The sequence below is a fragment of the Desulfosarcina variabilis str. Montpellier genome (assembly GCF_048565275.1).
Classification (GTDB): Bacteria; Desulfobacterota; Desulfobacteria; order Desulfobacterales; family Desulfosarcinaceae; genus Desulfosarcina; species Desulfosarcina variabilis.
On record NZ_CP159846.1, the window covers coordinates 1,915,619 to 1,939,253 of the forward strand.

Annotated in this window: 24 protein-coding genes and 1 tRNA gene; 20 read left to right on the forward strand and 5 right to left on the reverse strand. The window is 54.4% G+C overall.

Going from position 1 to position 23,635, the window contains the following annotated elements:
• Positions 1-49: 49 nt before the first annotated feature.
• Positions 50-1,042, forward strand: coding sequence for a tRNA 4-thiouridine(8) synthase ThiI (locus Dvar_RS08460; protein WP_419661254.1), 993 nt, complete (start codon positions 50-52; stop codon positions 1,040-1,042).
• A 134-nt stretch (positions 1,043-1,176) separates the two neighbouring features.
• Here Dvar_RS08460 and rlmN read toward each other — a convergent pair whose 3' ends face one another.
• Positions 1,177-2,250 carry a 23S rRNA (adenine(2503)-C(2))-methyltransferase RlmN gene (gene rlmN, locus Dvar_RS08465; protein WP_419661255.1) on the reverse strand — a complete coding sequence of 358 codons (1,074 nt, stop codon included), beginning with the start codon at positions 2,248-2,250 and terminating at the stop codon, positions 1,177-1,179.
• A 198-nt stretch (positions 2,251-2,448) separates the two neighbouring features.
• On the opposite strand from rlmN, the gene ffh reads away from it, so the two are divergent.
• From ffh to Dvar_RS08525, 12 genes are all read left to right on the forward strand, one after another.
• On the forward strand, positions 2,449-3,780 hold the full coding sequence (gene ffh / locus Dvar_RS08470; protein ID WP_419661256.1) for a signal recognition particle protein: 1,332 nt from the start codon (positions 2,449-2,451) through the stop codon (positions 3,778-3,780).
• 12 nt (positions 3,781-3,792) lie between these two features.
• Positions 3,793-4,050, forward strand: coding sequence for a 30S ribosomal protein S16 (gene rpsP, locus Dvar_RS08475; protein WP_419661257.1), 258 nt, complete (start codon positions 3,793-3,795; stop codon positions 4,048-4,050).
• A 60-nt stretch (positions 4,051-4,110) separates the two neighbouring features.
• Positions 4,111-4,341 carry a KH domain-containing protein gene (locus Dvar_RS08480; RefSeq protein WP_419661258.1) on the forward strand — a complete coding sequence of 77 codons (231 nt, stop codon included), beginning with the start codon at positions 4,111-4,113 and terminating at the stop codon, positions 4,339-4,341.
• Complete coding sequence (rimM, locus tag Dvar_RS08485; RefSeq protein WP_419661259.1) at positions 4,325-4,867, forward strand: ribosome maturation factor RimM; 543 nt, start codon at positions 4,325-4,327, stop codon at positions 4,865-4,867. The genes Dvar_RS08480 and rimM overlap by 17 nt, the downstream gene beginning before the upstream one ends.
• A gap of 19 nt (positions 4,868-4,886) precedes the next feature.
• Positions 4,887-5,633, forward strand: a complete 747-nt coding sequence (gene trmD / locus Dvar_RS08490) for a tRNA (guanosine(37)-N1)-methyltransferase TrmD (protein WP_419661260.1) — start codon at positions 4,887-4,889, stop codon at positions 5,631-5,633.
• Positions 5,614-6,189 carry an RNA methyltransferase gene (locus Dvar_RS08495; RefSeq protein WP_419661261.1) on the forward strand — a complete coding sequence of 192 codons (576 nt, stop codon included), beginning with the start codon at positions 5,614-5,616 and terminating at the stop codon, positions 6,187-6,189. The genes trmD and Dvar_RS08495 overlap by 20 nt, the downstream gene beginning before the upstream one ends.
• Positions 6,190-6,260: 71 nt before the next feature.
• Positions 6,261-6,611 carry a 50S ribosomal protein L19 gene (rplS, locus tag Dvar_RS08500; RefSeq protein ID WP_419664091.1) on the forward strand — a complete coding sequence of 117 codons (351 nt, stop codon included), beginning with the start codon at positions 6,261-6,263 and terminating at the stop codon, positions 6,609-6,611.
• A gap of 15 nt (positions 6,612-6,626) precedes the next feature.
• Positions 6,627-7,259 (forward strand): ribonuclease HII, encoded by a 633-nt coding sequence (locus Dvar_RS08505; RefSeq protein ID WP_419661262.1) that lies wholly within the window; start codon positions 6,627-6,629, stop codon positions 7,257-7,259.
• Between the two features lie 39 nt (positions 7,260-7,298).
• Positions 7,299-7,670, forward strand: coding sequence for a YraN family protein (locus Dvar_RS08510; protein ID WP_419661263.1), 372 nt, complete (start codon positions 7,299-7,301; stop codon positions 7,668-7,670).
• Positions 7,645-8,544 (forward strand): 16S rRNA (cytidine(1402)-2'-O)-methyltransferase, encoded by a 900-nt coding sequence (gene rsmI / locus Dvar_RS08515; RefSeq protein WP_419661264.1) that lies wholly within the window; start codon positions 7,645-7,647, stop codon positions 8,542-8,544. Before Dvar_RS08510 ends, rsmI begins: the two co-directional genes overlap by 26 nt.
• On the forward strand, positions 8,544-9,137 hold the full coding sequence (locus Dvar_RS08520; RefSeq protein ID WP_419661265.1) for a 4'-phosphopantetheinyl transferase family protein: 594 nt from the start codon (positions 8,544-8,546) through the stop codon (positions 9,135-9,137). Before rsmI ends, Dvar_RS08520 begins: the two co-directional genes overlap by 1 nt.
• Positions 9,134-9,265: a hypothetical protein gene (locus Dvar_RS08525; RefSeq protein WP_419661266.1), complete on the forward strand. Its 132-nt coding sequence runs from the start codon at positions 9,134-9,136 to the stop codon at positions 9,263-9,265. Before Dvar_RS08520 ends, Dvar_RS08525 begins: the two co-directional genes overlap by 4 nt.
• Before the next feature lie 95 nt (positions 9,266-9,360).
• Here Dvar_RS08525 and Dvar_RS08530 read toward each other — a convergent pair whose 3' ends face one another.
• The 3 genes from Dvar_RS08530 to Dvar_RS08540 all read right to left on the reverse strand — a co-directional run bounded on the left by Dvar_RS08530 (position 9,361) and on the right by Dvar_RS08540 (position 13,472).
• Positions 9,361-12,132: an amino acid permease gene (locus Dvar_RS08530; protein WP_419661267.1), complete on the reverse strand. Its 2,772-nt coding sequence runs from the start codon at positions 12,130-12,132 to the stop codon at positions 9,361-9,363.
• The gene (locus Dvar_RS08535) at positions 12,107-12,415 is read right to left on the reverse strand and encodes a DUF2062 domain-containing protein (protein WP_419661268.1); all 309 of its coding nucleotides are present in this window, start codon (positions 12,413-12,415) and stop codon (positions 12,107-12,109) included. Before Dvar_RS08535 ends, Dvar_RS08530 begins: the two co-directional genes overlap by 26 nt.
• 91 nt (positions 12,416-12,506) lie before the next feature.
• Positions 12,507-13,472: a calcium/sodium antiporter gene (locus tag Dvar_RS08540; protein ID WP_419661269.1), complete on the reverse strand. Its 966-nt coding sequence runs from the start codon at positions 13,470-13,472 to the stop codon at positions 12,507-12,509.
• A gap of 408 nt (positions 13,473-13,880) precedes the next feature.
• On the opposite strand from Dvar_RS08540, the gene Dvar_RS08545 reads away from it, so the two are divergent.
• On the forward strand, positions 13,881-16,556 hold the full coding sequence (locus Dvar_RS08545) for a GNAT family N-acetyltransferase (protein ID WP_419661270.1): 2,676 nt from the start codon (positions 13,881-13,883) through the stop codon (positions 16,554-16,556).
• A 327-nt stretch (positions 16,557-16,883) separates the two neighbouring features.
• Here the strand turns inward: Dvar_RS08545 and Dvar_RS08550 are convergent.
• Positions 16,884-16,960: transfer RNA gene (locus Dvar_RS08550), tRNA-Pro, on the reverse strand.
• A 60-nt stretch (positions 16,961-17,020) separates the two neighbouring features.
• On the opposite strand from Dvar_RS08550, the gene Dvar_RS08555 reads away from it, so the two are divergent.
• The 6 genes from Dvar_RS08555 to mrdA all read left to right on the forward strand — a co-directional run bounded on the left by Dvar_RS08555 (position 17,021) and on the right by mrdA (position 23,632).
• Positions 17,021-17,941, forward strand: coding sequence for a S66 peptidase family protein (locus Dvar_RS08555; protein ID WP_419661271.1), 921 nt, complete (start codon positions 17,021-17,023; stop codon positions 17,939-17,941).
• 14 nt (positions 17,942-17,955) lie between these two features.
• On the forward strand, positions 17,956-19,044 hold the full coding sequence (locus Dvar_RS08560) for a serine hydrolase domain-containing protein (RefSeq protein WP_419661272.1): 1,089 nt from the start codon (positions 17,956-17,958) through the stop codon (positions 19,042-19,044).
• A gap of 151 nt (positions 19,045-19,195) precedes the next feature.
• Entirely contained in the window at positions 19,196-20,236 is a 1,041-nt protein-coding gene (locus tag Dvar_RS08565; protein ID WP_419661273.1) for a rod shape-determining protein, read from the forward strand.
• 20 nt (positions 20,237-20,256) lie between these two features.
• On the forward strand, positions 20,257-21,078 hold the full coding sequence (gene mreC, locus Dvar_RS08570; RefSeq protein WP_419661274.1) for a rod shape-determining protein MreC: 822 nt from the start codon (positions 20,257-20,259) through the stop codon (positions 21,076-21,078).
• Positions 21,079-21,230: 152 nt separating this feature from the next.
• Positions 21,231-21,758 carry a hypothetical protein gene (locus tag Dvar_RS08575; protein WP_419661275.1) on the forward strand — a complete coding sequence of 176 codons (528 nt, stop codon included), beginning with the start codon at positions 21,231-21,233 and terminating at the stop codon, positions 21,756-21,758.
• On the forward strand, positions 21,755-23,632 hold the full coding sequence (gene mrdA, locus Dvar_RS08580; protein ID WP_419661276.1) for a penicillin-binding protein 2: 1,878 nt from the start codon (positions 21,755-21,757) through the stop codon (positions 23,630-23,632). Before Dvar_RS08575 ends, mrdA begins: the two co-directional genes overlap by 4 nt.
• The last annotated feature ends 3 nt before the right edge of the window (positions 23,633-23,635 follow it).

Sequence of the window (23,635 nt, forward strand, 5' to 3'; positions counted from 1 at the left end):
AAATTATTGCATCAATGATGTCAACAGTCTGTAAAATTGAAGGAATCCCATGTCTGTATATAGAACCACACGTGCCCTTGGACTCTGTTCCGGAGGGCTGGACAGCATATTGAGCGCCCTTTTGCTGCGCAAGCAGGGCGTGGATGTTCAATGGGTCACGTTTGAGACCCCTTTTTTTTCAGCGGATAAGGCCCGCAAGGCCGCGGCGGCCAACGGTGTACCGTTGACGGTGAAAAAAATCACCCCCATCTACATGGAAATGATGCGCTCTCCATCGGTCCGATTTGGCAAGCACATGAATCCCTGCATGGACTGTCATGCGCTGATGTTTCGCCTGGCCGGGGAGATCATGACCGAGAAAAAAATGGATTTTCTTTTTTCCGGAGAGGTGTTGGGGCAGCGGCCCATGAGCCAGAACCGTACCTCATTGCGGTATGTGGAAAAGCATTCCGGCTATGACGGGTACATCCTGCGTCCGCTGTCTGCCCTGTGTCTGCCGGAAACTGTTATGGAGCAACGCGGGTTGGTGGACCGCCAGCAACTACTGGGTATTTCCGGTCGATCCCGTAAACAGCAGATGGAACTGGCCGGTGATTTGGGTGTGACGGATTTTCCGGCACCGGCCGGCGGATGTCTCCTTACCGATAAGATCTTCAGCCGTCGTCTCAGGGATCTGTTGAATCACCAGGCCGACTGCCCGGAAAAGGATCTTGAGTTGCTTAAATTCGGCCGCCATCTGCGCTTGAGCCCGGCAACCAAGATTGTGGTCGGGCGCACGCGCCAGGACAACGAACAGATCAGCCGCTGCCTTGACCCGCAGACCGATATGGTGCTCAAGGTAAAGGAATTCCCCGGTCCCCTGGTGGTGATTCCAGGGGGCGGTGACGAGGCCATGGTGTCCCTGGCCGCTGGGATTTGCGCAGGCTATAGCAAGGCGCCGAATTCGTCGCCGACCCTGGTCACCGTGCAGGGGGGGGGCGATCAGCGTCAGGTGACGGTGTTGGGGATTGCGGCCGGTGAGTGCAAACGCTACATGATTTAAAAACCGTTTTAAAGCCCCGTCCAACGCCGGTAGCGGGCCTGATCCAGGGCTTTAAAACGGTTTTTGTGAGGCTAAGTTGAAGGCTGAAGGGGGATGATCGATTATCGTTAACAGTTGATCGGAATCGGCGTGGTTTACTCGCCCCTCGTCCCTCGTCCTTCATCCCTCGCTCCGCGAAGTTGTCCGCACGCCGCGCCGATGTCTTGACCTTTGCTGTGCCGTACCATAACCGTGTAGTGATGACCGGCCACAAATTCCTGGAACCGGCTGATCTGCCCCGCGTCCGGTCGTTTGAAATCGCTGCCCGGGTGCTCGTTAAATGGAATCAGGTTGATTTTGGCCTTTACGCCGTGGAGCAGTTTTACCAATTGCCGGGCATCGTCCAGACCATCGTTTACGCCTTGCATGAGGATATATTCAAAGGTGATTTTCCGCCGGGGAGGCAGGGGATAGCGGCGACAGGCGGTGATCAGTTGGTCCAGGGGGTACTTGCGGTTGATGGGCATCAGCCGGGAGCGGGTTTCGTCATTGGCCGCATTGAGCGAAACGGCCAGGTTGACTTGGCTGTCGCGTCCCAGATCGGCCATTTTGGGGACCAGACCGGCCGTGGACAGCGTTACCCGGCGGGTGGAAAACTTAAGGCCGAAATTGCCGTCGGTGATTATATCCAAGGCCTGGACAACATTGTTATAGTTGGCCAGGGGTTCACCCATGCCCATCAGAACGATGTTGGTCAGCGGCATATCGCCCTTTTCATGGACCCGTCGTTGAAAATCGCGCACCTGCGAGATGATTTCACCGGCCGACAGATTGCGCACGAATCCGCCCCGGGCTGTCATACAGAACCGGCATCCCTGGGCGCATCCCACCTGGCTGGAAATGCAAAGCGTATAATGCTCCTTTTCGGGAATCAGTACCGTTTCAATATGGTGCCCGTCATGGAGCCTGAACAACAGTTTTAGTGAACCGTCCGCGGATACGCGTTCATCATCCACCTGCAGGCGGGGGTTGACGAAGGATTCCGTTAGATCGGCCCGCAGGGTTTTTCCCAAATTGGTCATGGTGTCAAAATCATCGGCCTGCTGAAGGTATATCCAGCGCATGATTTGATCGGTGCGGAAACTGCGCATGCCGCGATCGCCCAGCCAATCGGTCAATTGTTGTCGGGAGAGATCTTTGATGTCGATTTTACTTGATATTGTGCTCATGATGTGGGATCCACGGTCCGGTATGTTGGTTTAATGATTGGTTTTTATCGTGCCCTGGAAGAGAAAACCCCCAACAAGGGTCCTAACCGATTGGATTCCCCTGTGATCCAGAGCCATTTGGCCTCTTTTTTTATATCTTGACATACCATTTAAAAAAATCTACTTTCAAGGTTTTAGTTAAACCGGTGGTGGATAATTATGTTTGACACATTAAGCGATAAGCTCAATTCGGTTTTCAAGCAGCTCAAGGGGCATGGTAAGCTTTCTGAAAAGAATATTGCCGACGGTCTGCGCGAGGTGCGCATGGCGCTTCTGGAGGCCGATGTCCACTATCAGGTCGTCAAACGGCTGGTGGCCGATATAAAGGAACGCGCCCTCGGTCAGGAGGTCATGGGCAGCCTGACGCCTGGTCAACAGGTGGTCAAGATTGTCAACGAGTCCCTCACTCAGCTGATGGGCGAGACCCACGAGGGGCTGAACCTGGCTGGTGAAAAGCCGGTTGCCGTCATGTTGGTGGGGCTCCAGGGGTCCGGTAAAACCACAACGGCGGGCAAACTGTCGGTGATGTTGCGCAAAACCGGCAAAAAGCCCTATCTGGTACCGGCGGACGTGTACCGTCCGGCGGCCATTGATCAGCTCAAAAAACTGGGCGGCCAGTTGGATGTTCCGGTTTTCGACTCGCATGCAGACATGGATCCGGTGGTGATCTGTGAACAGGCGCGCGTGGCAGCCCAAAAGGCGGGGTGTGATACCTTATTATTGGATACCGCCGGACGGCTGCACGTCGATGAAGAATTAATGGATGAACTGTCGCGTATCCGCAGCAAGGTGCAGCCCACTGATATCCTGCTGGTGGCCGATGCCATGACCGGTCAGGATGCGGTCAACATTGCCAAATCCTTTGACGAGCGGCTGGATATCGGCGGCGTGGTATTGACCAAAATGGACGGTGATGCCAGGGGTGGTGCGGCCCTGTCCATCCGATCGATTACCGGCAAGCCCATTAAATTTATCGGTGTGGGGGAAAAGCTCAGCGAACTGGAGGCTTTTCATCCGGATCGCATGGCATCGCGAATCCTGGGCATGGGGGATGTCCTGACCATCATCGAGAAGGCCCAGGAGGTGGTGGACGAAAAAAAGGCCGTGGAACTGGAAAGAAAGCTGCGAAAAAACCAGTTCACCCTTGAAGATTTCCGCGACCAGATGCGCCAGATTCGCAAGATGGGGTCGCTGACCGATATTATCGGCATGATCCCCGGTATGGGAAAACTCAAACAAATGAAAAACCTTGAAGTGGACGAGAAGGAACTGGTTCACATCGAGGCCATTATCAATTCGATGACGCCCCAGGAACGGCGCCAATATACGATTATCAACGGCAGTCGCCGTAAACGCATTGCCGCCGGCAGTGGCACCCGCGTACAGGATGTCAATCGCCTGCTCAAAAACTATGCGCAGGTGATGAAGATGATGAAGAAAATCAATAAAAGCGGTATGCGCGGGTTGGGCCGCGGCATGCTGCCCTTTTAAAGGAGAACAACCATGGCAGTAAAAATCAGACTGGCCCGGCATGGGGCAAAAAAAAGACCCTTTTACCGGATCGTCGCCGCCGATAGCGAAAGCCCCAGGGACGGTCGTTTTCTGGAAAAACTCGGTACCTACAATCCCCTTCAGAATCCGGTTCAGGTGAGCCTGGACACGGAGCGGGTTAAATATTGGATCGGCCAGGGGGCCAAACCGACCGACACGGTAAAATCGATCCTCAAACGTGAAGGAGTTTTCAACGCCGCCACAGAATAACAAGCATGGGTACCGAGCCGAACCTGATTCTCAAGCCGCCACCCAAAAGGAGATGTCGCTATGAAAGAGCTGATCAAGTTCATCGCGCAGGAGCTGGTTGATTTACCCGAACAGGTCACTGTTGAAGAGATCGAAGGGAACCAGACCGCTGTGATTGAACTGAAAGTGGCCAAAGAGGATTTAGGGAAAATCATCGGTAAACAGGGGCGGACGGCCAGGGCGATGCGTACACTTTTGAGCGCGGCCTCCGCCAAAATAAAAAAACGAACGGTCCTTGAAATCATCGAATAAGCCAGCTCCCGAGGAAAAATTTGTTCTGGTCGGCCGGGTGACCGGTGCCCATGGCATCCATGGCGGCCTGCGGGTCCACTCGTATGCTGAATCCATCGAGTTATACCGGATTGGAGAGACGATCCGGGTCTGTCTGCCCAACGGATCCGAGTCAAGCATGATCGTTGAATGGGTGGCTCCCCACGGGCGCGGCCTGCGGATGGGCCTTGAATCGGTGGGGGATCGGAACCAGGCCGAGCATCTGGCCGGGGCGTTGCTGTATGTTGAAAAGTCACGGTTGCCGGCGTTGGAGGAAGATACCTACTACTGGCACGAACTGATCGGGCTGCAGGTTTACGACACCGCTGGAACCCTTTTGGGATCCCTCGACGAGGTCATTCCCACACCGGCCAATGATGTTTACGTGATTCAGGCAGAGGTTGACGGATGCTCGCGGGAGTTGTTGATTCCCGCCATCGGCGCTGTGATTCGCAACATTGATCTGGAGGGCGGAGTGATGGTGGTGGATCCACCCGAAGGGCTATAGCCCTTGCCGGCGCACAACCATGAAAGTCTGCATACTTACTCTTTTCCCGGAATTGTTCACGCCGTTCTGGGACCACGGCATTATTCGGCGGGCGATCCAGGCAGAAAAACTTGATCCTGTGACCATCAATATCCGCGATCATGCCGAGGGGCGCCATCGGGTGACCGATGACCGGCCCTATGGCGGGGGGTGCGGCATGGTCATGAAGCCGGAGCCTTTGACGGCAGCCTTGATGGAAGCCAAGACACGCATGCCACAGGCCACCGTTTTGCTGCTGTCCCCACAGGGACGCCCCTTTGATCAGACGTTGGCTGAGTCTCTGTCTGCCACCGAGGCGATGGTTATGGTGTGTGGCCGGTATGAAGGGGTGGACGAACGGTTTATCGACCGCCACGTGGATGCTGAAATCTCCATTGGCGATTTTGTCCTCACCGGCGGTGAACTGGGGGCCATGGTGATCACCGATGCGGTGACACGACTGATTCCCGGTGTTCTGGGGAACGAGGACTCGGCCCAAAGCGATACGTTCAGCGACGGGCTCGTGGAGTATGCCCATTATACGCGGCCACCGGTTTTTGATGATCAGGATGTTCCCGATGTGCTTTTATCCGGGAATCACCAGAAGATTGACCGATGGCGCCGGGAAAACGCCCTGATTCGTACCGTATTGAAACGGCCGGATCTGCTCGAGCAGCGTGCACTGTCTGCCGAGGAACGGAGAACACTGGAGAAATGGCGCCGGATCATTGACGGGTTACTCGAATAACCAGCTTTATATCGCCTTGGTTCACCACCCGGTGGTGGATAAAAACGGCGCAACGATCGCCTCGGCAGTGACCAACCTGGATTTGCACGATATTGCCAGGGCCTGCCGAACCTATGGGGTCAAGGGGTATTATGTGATTACCCCTTTGGAGGACCAACAGGTGTTGGTAGAACGGATTTTGAGCCACTGGCTGATCGGGCAAGGGGGGACATACAACCCCAAACGGCGCCAGGCGCTGGATCTGATCCGGCTCAAGGCGACCTTCGGTGAGATGCTCGGCGATATCCAAACGGCCCATGGATGTCCCCCCGTAACTGTGGCGACAACGGCCAGGCCGGACATGGGCAATTTGTCTTATACGCGTTTGCGGGCTAAGTTGGCCGGCGATACAGCGCCGGTTGTCCTGGCCTTTGGCACGGCATGGGGATTGTCGCCGGCATTCATGGCAGATGCGGATTACATCCTGGACCCATTGGTGGGATCGGGCAACTACAACCATTTGTCCGTGCGGTCGGCGGTGGCCATCATGCTGGATCGGCTGTTGGGCAAGCGCTAGGCGATTGATACGGATACGGTGATTCAATTACTAAAATAACAAACGTCAACACTTAACAATAATCGGGAGTGATCATGGAAATCATCAAAAACATTGAAAGGGAGCAGATACGTATGGATCTGCCGGACTTCGCACCGGGTGACACGGTTACCGTGCATGTGAAGATCCGCGAAGGCAACAAAGAGCGTCTGCAGGCCTTTCAGGGCGTTGTAATCAGCAAGAAAAAAAATTCGCCCAATGCAAGTTTTACGGTGCGCAAAGTCTCCTACGGTGTCGGGGTGGAAAGGGTTTTCCCCATGAATTCGCCCATCATCGACCGGGTTGAAGTCGTCACCCGCGGGCGCGTTCGCCGGGCGAAGATTTACTATTTGCGCAAGTTGCGCGGTAAAGCAGCCCGCATCCGGGAGAAACGCTTCAATTAAAAAAGGTCCGATTTTATGCCGTCAGACCTTTGGTCATTTGAAAACGAAGCCCGCAGCAAGGGGCATCAGATCGTTGCTGGCATCGATGAGGCCGGCCGGGGCCCCCTGGCTGGCCCTGTTGTTTCTGCTGCCGTGGTTTTACCTGTTGGGGTTGACCTTGCCGGGATCAATGATTCCAAGAAATTGACACCGGCCCAGCGCAATCGGTTGTATGACCGGTTATACGGTGTGGCCCAATCGATTGGTATCGGTGTGGTGGATGCGGCCGAGATTGACCGCATCAATATCCTTCAGGCCACCTTGCAATCCATGACCATGGCCGTGGCCAATCTCCAGCCGCAGCCGGATTACCTGCTCATCGACGGGATTTTTACCCTGGCCGGTTCACCGGTTCAGCAACAAGCCATCAAAAAGGGCGACTCGCTGAGTATTTCCATTGCTGCGGCGTCCATCGTGGCCAAGGTCACCCGAGACCGGATCATGACCCAGGTCGACGCGCTGTTTCCTGAATTCGGTTTCAGCCGGCACAAGGGCTATCCCACCAAAATTCATCGGGAGGCCATTGTCCGCTACGGCTGCTGTCCCATCCACCGAAGAACGTTTAAAGGGGTCCGGGAGTACATAAAAACGGAAGAGAACCATCATTGACCTTCAGCCCTTTTGCCGAACCACTGAAAAGGCTATCCTATGCTTAACCGTCAGCAACAATTCGGTAGAAAAAGTGAACGGCTTGCCGCCGAGTATCTCAAGCTGAAGGGGTATCGGATCATCGAAACCAACTACCGCTGCCCCGTGGGCGAGATCGATATCATTGCCAGGGAAAAGGGGACCCTTGTTTTCGTGGAGGTCAAGGCCAGGCGCTCGAGCCGTTTCGGCAGCCCCAAAGGCGCGGTGACGCCGGCCAAGCAACGCAAAATTTCCATGGCCGCCCTGGATTATCTCAAACGCAGCGGACAGGATGATGCCCGCGCCCGATTTGATGTGGTGGCCATTGATACCGAGATGGGGCGTCCCGATATCGAGGTGGTAAAAAATGCCTTTGAGCTGGCCTATGGATGATCCGTCCACGATCTCCTGTCCGAGCGGGCTTTACGTGGTGGCCACGCCCATCGGCAACCTGGAAGACATCACCCTGCGAGCCATCAATATCCTGGCCAACGTCGATCTGATCGCTGCCGAGGACACCCGTCATACATCCCGGCTGCTGGCCCGCTATTTTATTCAAACGCCCCTGATTTCCTATCACGAACACAATGAACAGCAGCGGGCAGGGCAGCTGATCGACAAGATCCTCGCCGGCAGTGCCGTGGCGCTGGTATCCGACGCCGGCACGCCCTCTGTTTCCGATCCGGGCTACCGCCTGGTGTGCGCCGCCATTGAAAACGACCTGGATATCTTTCCCATTCCCGGGGTGTCGGCGGCGGTCACGGCTCTGTCTGCCTCCGGACTGCCCACTGATACTTTCGTATTCGTGGGGTTTGTTCCCAAAAAGAAAGGCAAGCGCATGGATGTATTGCGCTCTCTGATCGACGAGCCACGGACATTGGTGTTCTATGAATCGCCGCGGCGGGTGATGGCCTTGTTGGAAGATATCCACGTGCTGATGGGAGACCGGCCGACCGTACTGGCCCGGGAAATGACCAAACTGCACGAAGAGTTCATCCGCGGCCGCCTGACCGATGTTCAGGCGGCATTGAAGGACCGGCCGGAGATCAAAGGCGAGTGTACCCTCTTGATCGGGGCTGCGCCCTCAACCAGATCCCTTTCCGACAGCGAACTGGACGTTGTGATCCGGCAGGCCTTATCCACGCCGGGGGCACGGGTTTCCAGCGTATCCAAGGCACTGGCACGGCAACATGGTCTGCCGCGCAAGATCATTTACGAGATGGCCCTTGAAATTGAGAAAAACACAGACACCCCAACCAACGATTGATGACATCACCCCTTATTACCCTCTATCCGGTGATCGCACCGGTCTCCCAGCCCGACCAGGATCTTAAAGGGCGGGAAAAAGTCGTCCGTTTGAGCCAGTTGGCACGCTTGGCCCTTCAGCGATCCTGCCGGATCAGCGGCCTTCGCTTGGACAGCCTGCCCAAGAACGAAGACGGGGTGCCCCTGCCGGTAGACGGCGTCTACTGGTCGATTTCCCATAAGAGTGAAGTCGTGGGCGGTGTGGCTGCGCCGATGCCGGTGGGATTTGATCTGGAAATCCTGCGTCCGATCAATCCGGCGCTGATGGATCGCGTGGCTGATATCGATGAATGGGGGCTGGTCGGCAGTGAACAAACCCAGACAACCTTTTTTCGCTTCTGGACGGCCAAGGAAGCGGTACTAAAGGCCGAGGGCAAGGGGTTTGCCGGACTTTCCCGTTGCCGCATTGCACAGATCATCGACACCACCTGCATGGTGCTCACCTTTGATGATCGGCGCTGGCCGGTCTCCCATTTCTGGTTTGGTGATCAAGTGGCGGCCATTACATCCCACCATTTCGCGGTCGATTGGCAAATCGTTAAAGCGCTTTCATGAGTCAATCTGGCGGGGAACCTGATTTACACCACCCGGCAGGGTATCGACTCCAATGCGCGGTTGTTGTCGGCTACACCGCGTATGAGAAGAATTTGAATAGCGAGCGCAGTGCCATTGCCGATCCTTAGTCATTCGCAATGCGGATTTGCAAAAACAGATCAATGATCAGACCCGGGAAGCAATGGTTCGATCCGGCAATCCATTTACCTTTCAAATTCAAGCATCATGATTTCTTTTTTTCCGTCTCGGTTTTCAGATCGGCATCCACACCTTTTAGCGCCTGTTGTTGCTGTTCGAATAGGACACGGGCCTTTAGCGCCTTGCGTCGTGCTTTTTCAGCGGCCTCCAGAGCCGAATTCAATTGTTCGGTGAGACTTTTGATTTCGTCCGGGTCATGATCCGCTTCGGGACGATGCATGACGTTTTGCAAACGCTTTTCAGCATCCCGGGCCGCCTTGTCTGCGGCTTCAGCCGCCGCTTGAGCGGTCTGGGCAAGTTGCTCCTTTTTTTTGAGCTCGTCCCTTGCTTCGGCGAGCTCGGCGGCCAAGCCTTCTTCTGGTTCAGCGCCCAAATCGATGTCTTCAGCGGCCGATATCATCAACGCTGGCGGCAACGTTTGCAATAGCTCTTCCGCTGGACGGTCAATGGGGAGCTGTATCCGGTTGCCGCGGAATCGAAAAGGCAAAAAGATCAATGTGGATTGGGCCGACGATGTGATTGCCTCACCAGGGTCGCCGGATGCCACCCAAACGATGTCAGCCTCGATTCTTGCATCTTTCAATACCGCCTGAAGATCTCCCTCTTCCCGGCCTTGTTTGCCTGTGCCTTCTTGAAAGGCGAGCACTCGCAGGGTGGCTCCTTGCCATGCTTCCGAGCGGGTCATCAGATAGGCAAACAGCAGCATCAGGCTGCCTGTCGCATCATGGGACCACCACACATCGATTCGGGATTGATCGGCAGCGGTGTCGACCAAACGATCCCATGCATCCGGTTGGGCATGCAATATCCCGATATTGCATCCCAGTGCATGCAGTGTCCGGAGTTGGCGTCCGAATAACAGTTCCCGGAATCCCATCCCGGATTCATTGCTTGGATCGAGCCAGTTGACCAACAGCGTATTGGCGCGCAACGGGCCGATGCCGTGCGCCTGGAGCAAGGCATGGACGGCGACCTCGATGTCTTGTGTGGTCAGTACCAGCGCAAATGCCGATGGGTTATGCGTGTGGATATCAACACGCAACTTTCTTTCCTCTTCGTCCTTTTTCTTGGAAAGCAGCAGATCCTTGCCTTCCATTATTTTTACGATGGTTGTCAGGCCGCTGCCGCCTTCCAGCCAGGCAGCCATTTTCAGAAGCCTTGGCCGTCGCTCGGGATCTTCTGAAAAGGCCAATATTTGAGGCCGCCAATCCCGTGGGTGTTCAGGGGAAATATTGGCCGCCAACAGGTTTTCTCTGACCCGCTGCAGGTGGTGTGCACGGCGGCTGTCGGCCCAGCGGGCAGGATCCGCCGTGCGCCGCAGATATTGAAAGAGGGCGAAAATGATCGATACGGCCACAATTCCCATGGCCGGGTCGATGGCCAGCATGACCCCGACACAGGCCAAACAGCCCAAAAGGCTCAAGCGTTTGTCGAACCATCTGAACGTGGGACGAAACGAAGGGCTGGATGCCCGGGCTTCGTAATAGGTCGCATAGTTGAGCAATCCGTATGAGATCAGAAAAAACATGGACACGACCGGGGCGATCAGGTTCAGGCTGCCCAGGGCAATGGTCAAACTGGCGATGCCGCCTGCCAGGAGGACGGCTCGGCGAGGATTGTCCGCCGGACCGGCGCCCTTGGCGAAAAAATACAAAAACGGAAAGATGCGATCGGCGGAAAGGGATTGCAAAATCCGCGGTGCCCCGAGAAATGACGCCATGGCCGATGAAAGCGTGGCCGCGATGACACCGGCATCGATCAAGACGGGGTAGCGAGCCAGGCGGTGCATGGCTGTGTAATCGGCAGTCAACGCGTGATTGGACAATGCGCCGGAAAACACGACCGCCGTGCTAAAATAAACAGCGATGGAGACGCCGACCGCCAGAAAGGTTCCCAAGGGCAGGCTTTTACCGGGTTCCTTCAGGTCTCCGGACATGCTCACGCCCTGGGTGAATCCGGTCACGGCCGGGAAAAAAAGGGCGAACAGAACCCAAAATGGCAAACCGTCGGCCGGTGCGGCCCAGTTTGCTTGAAACGTCTCGACCTTCCAATGAAAAACACCGCCCGCATAAAAAGACAACAGGCCTGCTGAAAGCAGGGCCATGACGCCATACTGGAATTTAGTCGCCCAATCCGCCCCCATCCAGGCAAAAACAAACAGGAAGCCAACGGCTGCTGCCGCGATCAGCCGCGGGGAAACCGCATGGCCTGAGAAAAGGGCCGATGAGGTCAGCGCCTCACCAAACCCGATACAGTAAAACGCAATGGATACGGCCTGGGCCAAAAAAAGAACGATCCCGATGGCACCGCCAAATTCCAGACCCAGGGTGCGTGAAATAAGGTAATAATCACCACCCCCCTTTACTTTCATATTCGTTGCAATGGCAGATAACGATACCGTGGTCAAGATGGAGATTAGGTTGGCAATCCCAATGATTACCAGCGATTTGGCCATACCGGCGCTGCCCACCACATATCCGGTGCGTAAAAAAAGAATGATGCCGAGGATGGTCAGCACAGAAGGTGTGAACACACCGGCGAAGGTGCCGAGACTGCCCGAGGATTGCTTCTCTTTTTTGTTTGAAGATGTCATGGTTTTGCGGTCCTGCGAAGACGGCCTGGGTGGATGCTCGAAGTCCAGAATGTTGGGAATGATAATCGATGAGCATCCCGTGTGCAGCGCCAGTTCTTCCTGGGCGGCTGAATTGATGACGCCATGTTCCATAAATAGCAAAATACTGAATCGATTGAAAGAATGGATTTCTTCGGCATTAAAGGCAATACCCGGAATCAGCAAAAACGGACTCAGTTGTCCATAGGCCGTATTCCGGGCCTCTTGCGTTTGAGGATTCTTTTCTGGCGTATCTTTTCTTTAAGGTTTTCCTTTGATGGCGGTAATCTTGTTCCGTTTGAACATGGACGCAAAAAACACGACAATCACGATTTGAGCCCCCCATGGTCGGACTGAAACTGATAAAAAGACCGAGGGCAAAGCCGGGAGCGATCTCACGCGGGTTGCCGCGAATGCGAGTAAAGCGCTGATAAAGTTTTTTAAGAAACGCAGATCCTGGTATATTCAATGTCTGTTAATTAACCAATCGCCGCGACCACTGTCGAAAGAACCTCCATGGCAATATAGACTTTGGACAGTCGTTTACTGTCCACGATGAATTAAATGATTAGCAGCATCAGATATAGGGTATAAGCCACGTAACAAACCAGCAGCGCTGCGCCCTCGATACGGTTGATACGTCCGGGGCCTTTGAACCCATACCCGATAATAAACAGAGAAATGGTCAAGCCGGCCATCACTGGAATGTCTCTTTGCACGACTTCTGGTCCGACCGTCATCGGATGTATGGTTCCGGCGATTCCCACCACAGCGAGCGTGTTGAACAGGTTGGAACCGATAATATTGCCGAAGGCGATATCATTTTCCCCCTTGCGGGCGGCGATCAGCGATGAGGCCAGTTCGGGCAGGGACGTTCCAACCGCAACGATGGTCAGGCCGATGATCAGATCGCTGACGCCGAGTTTATGGGCAACGGTCACGGCTCCCCACACCAGAACCCGGGAACTGGCCATTAGCAGGATCAACCCCATGCTCAGCCTGAACATGGCCTGCTTGATCGGCATGGTCTTCAATATTGCCGATTGCTCAATTTCGTTGCCCAGTGCATCGGATTTTTTATGCATTCCCTGCCAGATGGTCCATGATATCAAACCGATGAAAATGATAAGCAGGATTACCGCTTCGCCACGGGAAATTTCCCCGTTCCATACTTGAACGGCAGCGATGACCGTCATGGCACTGAGGATTGGCAGTTCCTTGCGCAGTACCCCGGAATGAACGGCGATGGGTTTGATCAGTGCCGTAAGACCGAGGATCAGCGCGATGTTGGCGATGTTCGAGCCGTAGGCATTTCCCAACGCGATACTGGAATTTCCCTGGAGCGCGGAAAAGGCGGAAACGACCATTTCAGGTGTCGATGTTCCAAAACCGACGATGACCATGCCGATGAGCAATGGCGACATGCCGAAATAATGGGCGGCGGCGGCCGATCCTTCAACAAATCGGTCGGCGCTCCACAGCAAAAGCACCAATCCCGAAATAATGCTTAATACCGCAATGGTCATTGAGGTTTCTCCAGACTTATGGAATCTGTATGGCAAAATCTAACAATTAATCAAAATGTTATGTAATGACTGAAAGTAAAATGATGTTTTCTGCCGTCCGTCTGATATCCGATCTCATCGACGTATCGCTTCTGCATTGTGCGTGTTGAAATTTTCATTGACCACAGTGGGTGTTTGGTAGAAAAATTGTTCGTGACAGTCAAGCAAAGACTGTGCTTCCCCAATATTACTGAGGCGATCGAATGAATTGGGAAACAATAATATTAAGTACTCCTTACCCACCCGGCAACGCGGGCGATTGGAAAATGAGGTGACCCGTCGTTATCTCAAGCTGAGAGAGGCGATGAACACCGACAAATAGCCTCCACCAAAAACGGAAACCGAAAGTTTATAAGAGAGAAGGAGACAATGGGAATTTACAATTTGGACCTTTTCTTCAAACCGAACAGTGTCGCCGTGATCGGCGCCAGTGAAAAATCGGGCAGTATTGGTGGCGCGATTTTCAGGAACCTGCAGCGCGGTGGTTTCCCGGGGTCCATATATCCTGTCCACCCGAACTACAGCCGGATCGGGGGTGTTCCCGTTTCTGCATCCGTCCGCGACATCGCCGCGCCAATCGACCTGGCCATCATCGCAACGCCCATTTCCACGGTTCCGGCGTTGATGGATTCACTTGCCGATGCTCACATTGGCGCGGCGGTTGTCATTTCAGCCGGTGGCAGAGAGACCGGTGAAAAGGGACGTGAAATCGAGGCGCAGATCAAGGCAAAGGCGATATCTCATCAAATAAGAATTCTGGGCCCAAACTGTTTGGGACTCATGGTGCCGGGATACCATACCAATGCCAGCTTTGCAGCCGATATGCCCTTGGGCGGAAAGCTGGCATTTGTTTCCCAGAGCGGTGCGATCTGTACCGCCATCCTGGATCTGGCTTTTAAAGAGCGGATCGGTTTTAGCCATTTCGTCAGTCTGGGGTCGATGGCCGACGTGGATTTCGGCGACATGATTGATTATCTGGGCTATCGTAGCAGTGTTGATAGCATCCTGCTTTATGTTGAAAGCCTCACCCATGTCCGCAAATTCATGAGTGCGGCACGATCCGTATCGCATACCAAGCCCATCATTGTTCTAAAAGCCGGAAAAAGCATCGCCGGTGCCAAGGCCGCCGCTTCCCATACCGGCGCATTGGCCGGAGAGGACGATGTCTACGACGCTGCTTTCAAGCGCGCCGGGATCATCCGGGTCGGCAGCATTCAGGACCTTTTTGACTGCGCCGAACTGGTTGCCAAGCAGCCGCTGACCCAGGGTACCCGGTTGGGCATCATCAGCAATGGTGGCGGTCCAGCGGTGATGGCGGCAGATGCTATGGCCCTTAAAGACAGCGAACCCGAGCCGCTGACTGAAAAGACCCGTGAATCATTGGACGGATTGTTGCCTCGGTTTTGGAATCGGAACAACCCCATCGACATCCTCGGCGATGCAACGGCGAAGCGCTATTCCGACGTTATCCAAACCTGCGTCGCTTCAAAAAATTTCGATGGCATTCTGGTCATGTTTGTGCCCCAGGCCGTTGTAACTGCAGAAGCTGTGGCGGATGCAATGATTGAAGCACAAAAAAAGACGAAAATTCCGTTGATCGCCTGCTGGATGGGGGGACGGGATGTGGCGCCCGCCATCCAGCGGTTGAACTTGAGCGGCATTCCAACCTATGACACGCCTGAACGCGCGGTACGCGCCTTTGGGTTCCTGGTGCAATACGTCCGCAATCTTGAATTGCTCCAAGAAGTGCCGGAACGCTTTTTAAGAGAACTTGAGTTCGACACGAAAAAGCTGCGAAAGCTTGTGAATGAAGGGATGACCGATAAAGAAGGATTTCTCACCGAGGTCGCTTCGAAAACGATTTTGGAGACCTATGGAATCAACGTGAGCCGCACCATTGTGGCAAGTCACGCCCGGGATGTTTCGCACCGATCGAGCGAAATCGGCTTTCCCGTTGCGATGAAAATCGTGTCGCCGGACATTACGCACAAGACCGAAGTCAATGGTATCCGGTTGGACATCCGAAGCGAACAGGAAGCACGGCGTGCCTTTGATGAAATTATGGCCACTGTCAAAACCAAACGGCCTGATGCGCGCATTGAAGGGGTGGCCATTCAACCTTATGTCATCAACCCCGACGTTGAACTGCTGCTCGGTGCAAAACGAGACCCGAGTTTCGGGCCGGTCCTGTTATTTGGTCTGGGTGGCATTTATACCGAGGTCATCAGGGACCGCAGCATCGGCCTGCCGCCATTGAACCGGCTATTGATAAAACGGTTGATACAGGAAACCCGTGCCTATAAACTGCTTCAGGGGTATCGCGGCAGACCCGCGGCAGATATGGCGCTGATAGAGGAAATGATTGTCAGGCTCTCGCAGTTGTTGATCGATGTGCCTGAAATAAAAGAGGCGGACCTGAATCCGGTGGTTGTTAAAGATGGCCTGCCCATTGCGGTGGATGCTCGCATATCCTTGAGTATTTCTCCACAACCATCCCCCATGCATCTGGTGATCAGCCCCTATCCAACTCAGTATGAACATCGGGTTGTGACCAAAAGTGGGATTCAATTATTTATTCGACCCATTCGCCCCGAAGATGGTTTCCTGTTCGTGGAATTGTTCAGTCGGATGTCTGCAGCCAGCCTGTACTATCGATTTTGCAGAAGCATCAAGGTGTTGACACCGCAAATGCTATACCGTCTAACCCAGATCGATTACGACCGTGAGTTGGCCCTGGTGGCCATTGCCGATGAAGCCGGAGAAAACCGGATCATTGGCGCCGCAAGAATTATTAATGGCGTTGATGGAACAAAAGCGGAATTTTCCATTATGATTGCGGATGCGTGGCAGGGCAAGGGGGTTGGCGTCAAACTGCTTGAAGACTTGATAAGAAGTGGTCGGGATCGAAGACTTGAAAAAATTTGGGGATATGTTCTACCCGAAAACCGCAATATGCTGAAATTGGGTAAAAAGGTCGGATTCGCATCCAGATACGACAGTGATGTCGGGATGACAGTGCTCACGATCGATTTGCAGATTGTCTAAAAAACCAGAAATGGAGCGGCGCTGCTTTGTTTCTCACGCAAGATTTACTTCATCTTTGATCCTTAAGCTGTGAGGAGGTGTCGCTCTATTCTTCTCAGAGGGAAACTCTGACAGCGCCCAAGGCCATGATGAGGACTTTAAAAATATTTATGTGGACGGATTGCAAAAAAGAAGGTTAGACTGACACATGATGGTGAAAAGAATGATTGGATTGCCAATAATGAAAAACTGACTTTCTACACCTTCAAGGTCCTGTTGGGGCGGTTTTGATGTCTCCAAATAAAAACGGGGCTTGAGTGGCAAGCCCCGTTTATTATTTTTTAATTCTGGTCGGGGCGAGAGGATTTGAACCTCCGACCCCTTGAACCCCATTCAAGTGCGCTACCAGTCTGCGCTACGCCCCGACGAGAAGCCAAGTATTTAGCATTATCAACCGATGGTGTCAAGGAGCGAAAAATAAAATTTTGAGTTTGGCGCGTTCATCTATCGTAAACCTTCCTCGGGCGCTGGCAGCTGGTGATACCCTGGGCATTGTCGCCCCGGCCAGCCCCTTCGACCGCAGTGCATTTGATGCGGGTGTCAAGGTGCTGGAAACCATGGGCTTCAACCTTGTCGTACCGGAGGACATCTATCGGGCCGATGGTTACTTGGCCGGTGCCGACAAGCTGCGGGCCGATCTGATCCACCGCATGTTCGGCGATCCAGCGATCGACGGCATCATCTGTGCGCGTGGGGGGTACGGCGCCATGCGCATTTTGCCCTTGCTGGATGCCGAACACATAAAAAAACACCCCAAGATATTTGTTGGCTTCAGTGACATTACCGTGCTGTTGACGTTCCTGGTGGAGCGCTGTGCCATGGCGGCGTTTCACGGTCCTACGGTGACGACCCTGGGCAGCGCGGATGCTGTGACCCAAAAACAGTTTGGCGAAGTACTTACCCATAGGGCGATCATTACGATCGATGCCAGTCAAGGACAGGTGATTCGGCCAGGCCAGGCCAGCGGACCGTTTTATTGTGGTAACCTGACCTTGTTTTCCCACCTGATCGGTACGCCCTGGGCCCCTGATTTTGACGGCGCGGTGCTACTGATCGAAGATCACGGCGAGGCGCCGTATCGGATCGATCGGATGTTGACCCAGCTGCGTCTGGCCGGTTGTGTTGATCGTCTTGCCGGCCTGGCCTTGGGAGATTTTAATTATTGCGGATCTGCCGAGCAGGTCCACCAGATTGTCGCTGATCTTTTGGGAGATTTGAACATCCCCATTCTGGCCGGTTTTGCCGTTGGCCACTGGGGCGTTAATCAAACATTGCCGGTGGGCGTTCCTGTGCATCTGAATACGGAGACGGGCCGGCTGACTTTTACCGCACCAGCGCTCAGTTGATTCGATCGTCAACCATGAACCATCATCCCATCGACGAAATGATGCAAAATGGTCTTCGGGAGCATGTCTTTCCCGGGGCTGTTCTTCTGGTGGGACGCGGTGAGGATACGTTATTTTTTGAAGCGTATGGACAGGCCAACCGGTTCAATGCCCAGGCCATGACCCGGCAGACTGTGTTCGATTTGGCGTCCCTGACCAAGCCGCTGGCCACGACGCTGGCCGTGGCCAGCTTGGTGGACACGCGCCAGATTGATCTGGACCGGCCGGTGGCAACCTGGTTGCCAGGCCTGGCCCAAACGGACAAAGCGGGCATTACGCCCCGACAATTGCTTTGCCACCGCAGCGGACTGCCGGCCCATCGGCTTTTTTACATGACTCTCAAGTCATTGCCGCTGGTTTTGCGCAAGCAAACGGTGTTGGATCTTCTTTTAGCCGTGCCCCTGGCCAGTCCACCCGGGCAGGTGACCCTTTACAGTGATTTGGGATTCATGTTGCTTTGCAGACTCGTCGAACGGGTCGCCGGTACCTCCCTGGATCGCTTTTTAGCCGACCAGGTTTACGATCCCATGGGAATCGGTGATTTGTTCTTTGTTGATCTTCATTCCGAAAGGCGATCCAAGCGCTGTTTTGCCGCCACCGAACTGTGCCCGCTGCGAGGCCGATTGCTGATCGGTGAGGTCCATGATGACAATGCCTGGTATGCCGGGGGGGTCGAGGGGCATGCCGGGCTGTTTGGCACGGCTGAAGCGGTCTTTCGATTGTTGCGACATCTGGTGAAGGCGCAGCGCAACCCTTCGGCTGCGGCACTCTTCTCACCGTCCATCGTCGATGAAATGTTGTATGGTAACCCTGGCCATCATTTTTCTCTTGGGTTTGACCGGCCAGCGGCCGAAAACTCCAGTGCAGGGCACTATTTCTCAACACAGACGGTAGGCCATCTTGGGTTTACCGGGGTATCATTCTGGATGGATCTGAAAAAGGATATGACGGTTATTCTGCTGACCAATCGTGTGCATCCGTTTCGGTGGACCAATCGGTTGATTGATTTCCGTCCCCGAATCCATGACAGGGTTATGGAACATTTTGGAATTCATCGAGATTAAAGCTGATTTCAACAAATTAAGTCTTGAAATGGACCTCAGTTTCTGGTACCCGTTTTAGTAGCCCTCCACTGCGAAAAAGGCCGGTCCGGTTGCCTTTGCCCCAGTGACTACACATTCGCCAGCATTGAGAATAACTTCAACAAGAGGCCGTATGAACTTTATAGATTCCATTTTAGGTGTCTTTTCCAGTGATTTGGCCATTGATTTGGGCACGGCCAATACCCTGGTGTACGTTAAAGGCAAAGGTATTGTTCTCAGTGAGCCTTCAGTGGTGGCCGTTCGCACGGACAACCGCACAAAGAGTCGTGTCTTGGCTGTGGGGCTTGAAGCCAAAAACATGCTGGGCCGCACACCGGGCAACATCGTGGCCATCAGGCCGATGCGGGATGGTGTGATTGCCGACTTTGAAGTGACCGAGGCCATGTTGCGCCATTTTATCCATAAGGTGCATAACCGCAAAACCTTGGTTCGTCCACGCATCATCATTGCGGTGCCTTCGGGAATCACTCAGGTCGAAAAACGTGCCGTCCGGGAATCCGCCGAATCCGCCGGTGCACGGGAAGTCTTTCTCATTGAAGAGCCCATGGCGGCTGCCATTGGCGCGGAGTTGCCCATTACCGAGCCGACCTGTAACATGGTTGTGGATATTGGTGGCGGGACCACCGAGGTGGCGGTGATTTCTTTGGCCGGTATCGTCTACAGCCGTTCCTTGCGCGTTGCCGGCGACAAGATGGACGAGGCCATCATTCAGTATGTCAAGCGCAAGTATAATCTACTGATCGGTGAGCGTACCGCCGAAATCATCAAAACCACCATCGGTAACGCCTACCCCGATCCCAACAAGGTGGAAACAATCGAGGTCAAGGGGCGCGACCTGGTGACCGGCATCCCCAAAATCCTGGCCATTGATTCCGAAGAGATCCGCGAAGCAATTTCCGAACAGATTGAAGCCATCGTCGAAACCGTGAAGATTGCCCTGGAACAGACACCCCCCGAGTTGGCCGCCGACATTGTTGATCGTGGAATCGTTCTCACCGGTGGCGGTGCGCTGCTTAAAAACCTGGACAAGTTGCTCCGTGAAGCCAGCGGCCTGCCCATCACCGTTACCGAAGATCCCTTGTCAACGGTTGCCTTAGGTTCGGGCAAGGCCCTGGACAGCTTGGAAATCCTTAAACAGGTGATCATTCTCTAAGGCCCATGTTTTCCAAAAGGATGCTACTGGTTGCTGCCGTGATCGTTCTGGTGGCGGTAAATGTCATCCTCCTTACCATTACCGGCAAACATGCCCAGGCCCCTGCCGGTGTCGGCCGGGGGGTGATTGCCGTCGTATCGCCATTTCAAAAGCAACTCACGGCTTTCGTACAGTCCATTAAAAACATCTGGAACCAGTATTTTTTTCTGGTGGGCACGGCGCAGGAAAACGAGCGGCTGAAAAAGGCCCTGGGGCAAAGCCTGGAAAAGCTCAACCATTGCAGCGAAACCGAGTTGGCCAACGGCCGCTTGCGTCACCTGTTGGGGTTTGAGAAAGAAGTTCCCCGCCCCATGGTGCCGGCCCAGGTGGTGGGCAGGGATCCGTCCCCTTGGTCAAAAACGGTCATTATCGATAAAGGCAACCGGGATGGTGTCCTCCAGGGTGCCCCGGTGGTGGTGCCTGAAGGCATTGTCGGCATTGTAATCGAAGCATCCCAGCACTATGCCAAGGTGCTATTATTGATCGACCCCAACAGTGCTGTGGATGCCCTGGTGCAAAAGACCCGGGCGCGAGGAATTGTCAAGGGCAGGGGAGACGATTACTGCGTGTTTGATTATGTTTTGCGCAAACATTCCATCAGTGTGGGCGATGCGGTCGTGTCGTCCGGACTGGACGGGGTGTTTCCCAAAGGGCTTCGCGTGGGCCGCATTTCCGAAATTGTCCGTCTGAACGCCGGTATTTTTCAGAAGGTATCGGTAACGCCTTATGTGGATTTTGAAATCCTGGAAGAGGTGTTTGTCATCGGGCGGCGGGCAGTCGATGATTTTTCCGGTGAACCATGACGGATTCGTAAAAAGTCCGATATCGGCGTTACGCTAATCCTTCGTCACTGCGGAGTACGATCAGTACGCCTCATTCCTCAGGATTCGCAAGCCTTGATCTCGGACTTCTTACGAATCCGTCAGAACGGGGACTTTTTACGAGTTTATCAACCATGATTCATGGCTATCATCTGATCGTTTGTCTTTTTCTGATTATTTTCCAGACAACCCTGTTGGTGGGGAGCAGTTTGGCCTATCTGTTTGATCTGCTCGCACCATTTGTGGTGTACCTCGGCGTCTACCGCCTGCCGCGCGAGGCCATGCCCATCTTATTGCTTGGCGGATTGACCATGGATGGCATCTCCGGCGGTGTGTTCGGTGTTCACCTGACCGCCTACTTGTGGATGTATATCGGGGTGCGCTGGGCCATTCAGTTTCTGCACGTGGGCAATTTGATTTTACTGCCCTTGCTGGTCAGTATTGCCGTGGCCTTTGAGAGCATGGTAACGGCTTTCACCGCCGTTGTGCTGGCCTCAAAGGCCTGGCCGGTCGAGTCCATGTTTTCCGTTGTTACCAGGCAGGTGGCATGGGGCGCCGTGACCGGTCCTTTCCTGGTATTGCTTCTGGTCAAGGGGCAGAACGTCATCCAGCGCGTGAGCCGATCCTTCCTTGTGGAAAAAGATAGCCTGAGGACTCCGTGACCAACTATCTCGACAATGTGGATAACGAGTGGTTCAGTGGACGGCTTAGCTTCACGTTGACTGTGGTGGTTGCGGCGTTCGTAGTGCTGATTGCCCGCCTTTTTTACCTCCAGGTGATCATCGGCAAGGATTTGCGCCATCAATCGGAGATCAACAGCATCCGCATAAAAAGCGTGGATGCACCGCGTGGGTTGATTTATGACACCCAGCATCGATTGCTTGCCGATAACCGGCCCGCTTACAATTTAAGCATTATCGTCAAGGATGCCCGGCCGCTCGAACAAACCATCGGTAAATTGGCCGCTTATACGGGACTTGATGAGACCCTTTTCTGGGATCGTCTGAAGGCGGCCAAAGGCACCCGGGCGTATAAACCCGTGTTGCTCAAAGCGGATATCGGCCGGGAGGCGTTGGCGTCCATTGAGGTCAATCGATGGGATCTGCCCGGCATTGTGGTCAGTGTGTCTCCTCGGCGCGATTATGTCTTCAGCCCCAGCGCGGCCCATATTTTGGGCTATATGGGTGAAATCAGCGTTGAAGAATTGAAAAACGAACGTTTTGGCGATTGCAAGACCGGCGATTTCGTTGGCAAGTACGGAATCGAACGGGCCCGGGAGCATTGGTTGCGTGGACAGCGTGGCGGTCAACAGGTGGAGGTCAATGCCACAGGGCAGGTGGTGCGGGTGCTCAACACTGTGGATGCCATTCCCGGTCATAATGTGGTGTTGTCCATCGATCAGTCGTTGCAATTGCGGGGTGAACAGTTGCTGGCCGGTCAGGCTGGCGCGGCCGTGGCCGTGGATCCTAATACGGGGCAGATTCTGGCCATGGTGTCCAGCCCTTCATTCGATCAGAACGCATTTATTTCAGGATTGTCCCATGATGCCTGGAACACACTTGTTTCCGATCCCAAAAGACCGCTTGAAAACAAGGCCATCCAGGCTGAATATCCGCCGGCGTCCACCTACAAAATCATTGCTGCCGCCGCAGGCCTTGAAGAGGGACTGATCGATGTGCATACCACGGCCTATTGTCCCGGGTTCCTTAAATTCGGTAACCGCACATACCGCTGCTGGAAGCGGTGGGGGCATGGCGAGGTGGATGTCCTGAAAGCACTGAAGGAATCCTGCGATGTCTATTTTTACAAACTCGGCCAGGAATTGGGGGTGGACCGGCTGGCCTGGTACGCCAGCGCATTCGGACTGGGTGAGCCTACCGGCGTGGACCTGGATCATGAAGCCGGGGGGCTGGTTCCCACGGCAGCGTGGAAAAAAAAACGCATCGGGGTGTCCTGGCAAAAAGGCGAGACCCTGTCGATTGTCATCGGTCAGGGGTTTAATCTGACAACGCCTTTGCAGATGGCCATGGTAGCGGCCGCTGTGGGTAATGGCGGTACCCGTTACCGGCCCAAAATCGTTAAAACCATCCGTACGGCGGACGGTAAAACCGTTTATGAAAGCCAGCCCGAGGTGGTGGGCCGGTTGCCGGTCAGCCAGGAGAACCTGAATCTGGTACGCGAAGGCCTTTTTAAGGTTGTCAATGAAATCCACGGCACCGCATGGCGCAGCCGTTTGAAATCCGTGGCCATGTGTGGAAAAACCGGCACCGCGCAAGTTGTGGGGCGGCGTGAAGATTCCGATGGGGACGGTGAAGTTGAACCGATCAAGGATCACGCCTGGTTCGTTGCCTATGCGCCCAGGGAAAATCCCAGCATTGCTGTGGCGGTAATCGTGGAGCACGGTGAACATGGCTCCAGTGCCGCCGCGCCGGTGGCTGCGGAAATGATCCGGTTTTACCTGTTCGGCGGGCCGATTCCGAAAAATTCTCCTGTCTTGAAAGCCCATGGCGGTGTCGCGCCCGGCGAAGGGGATTGAGCC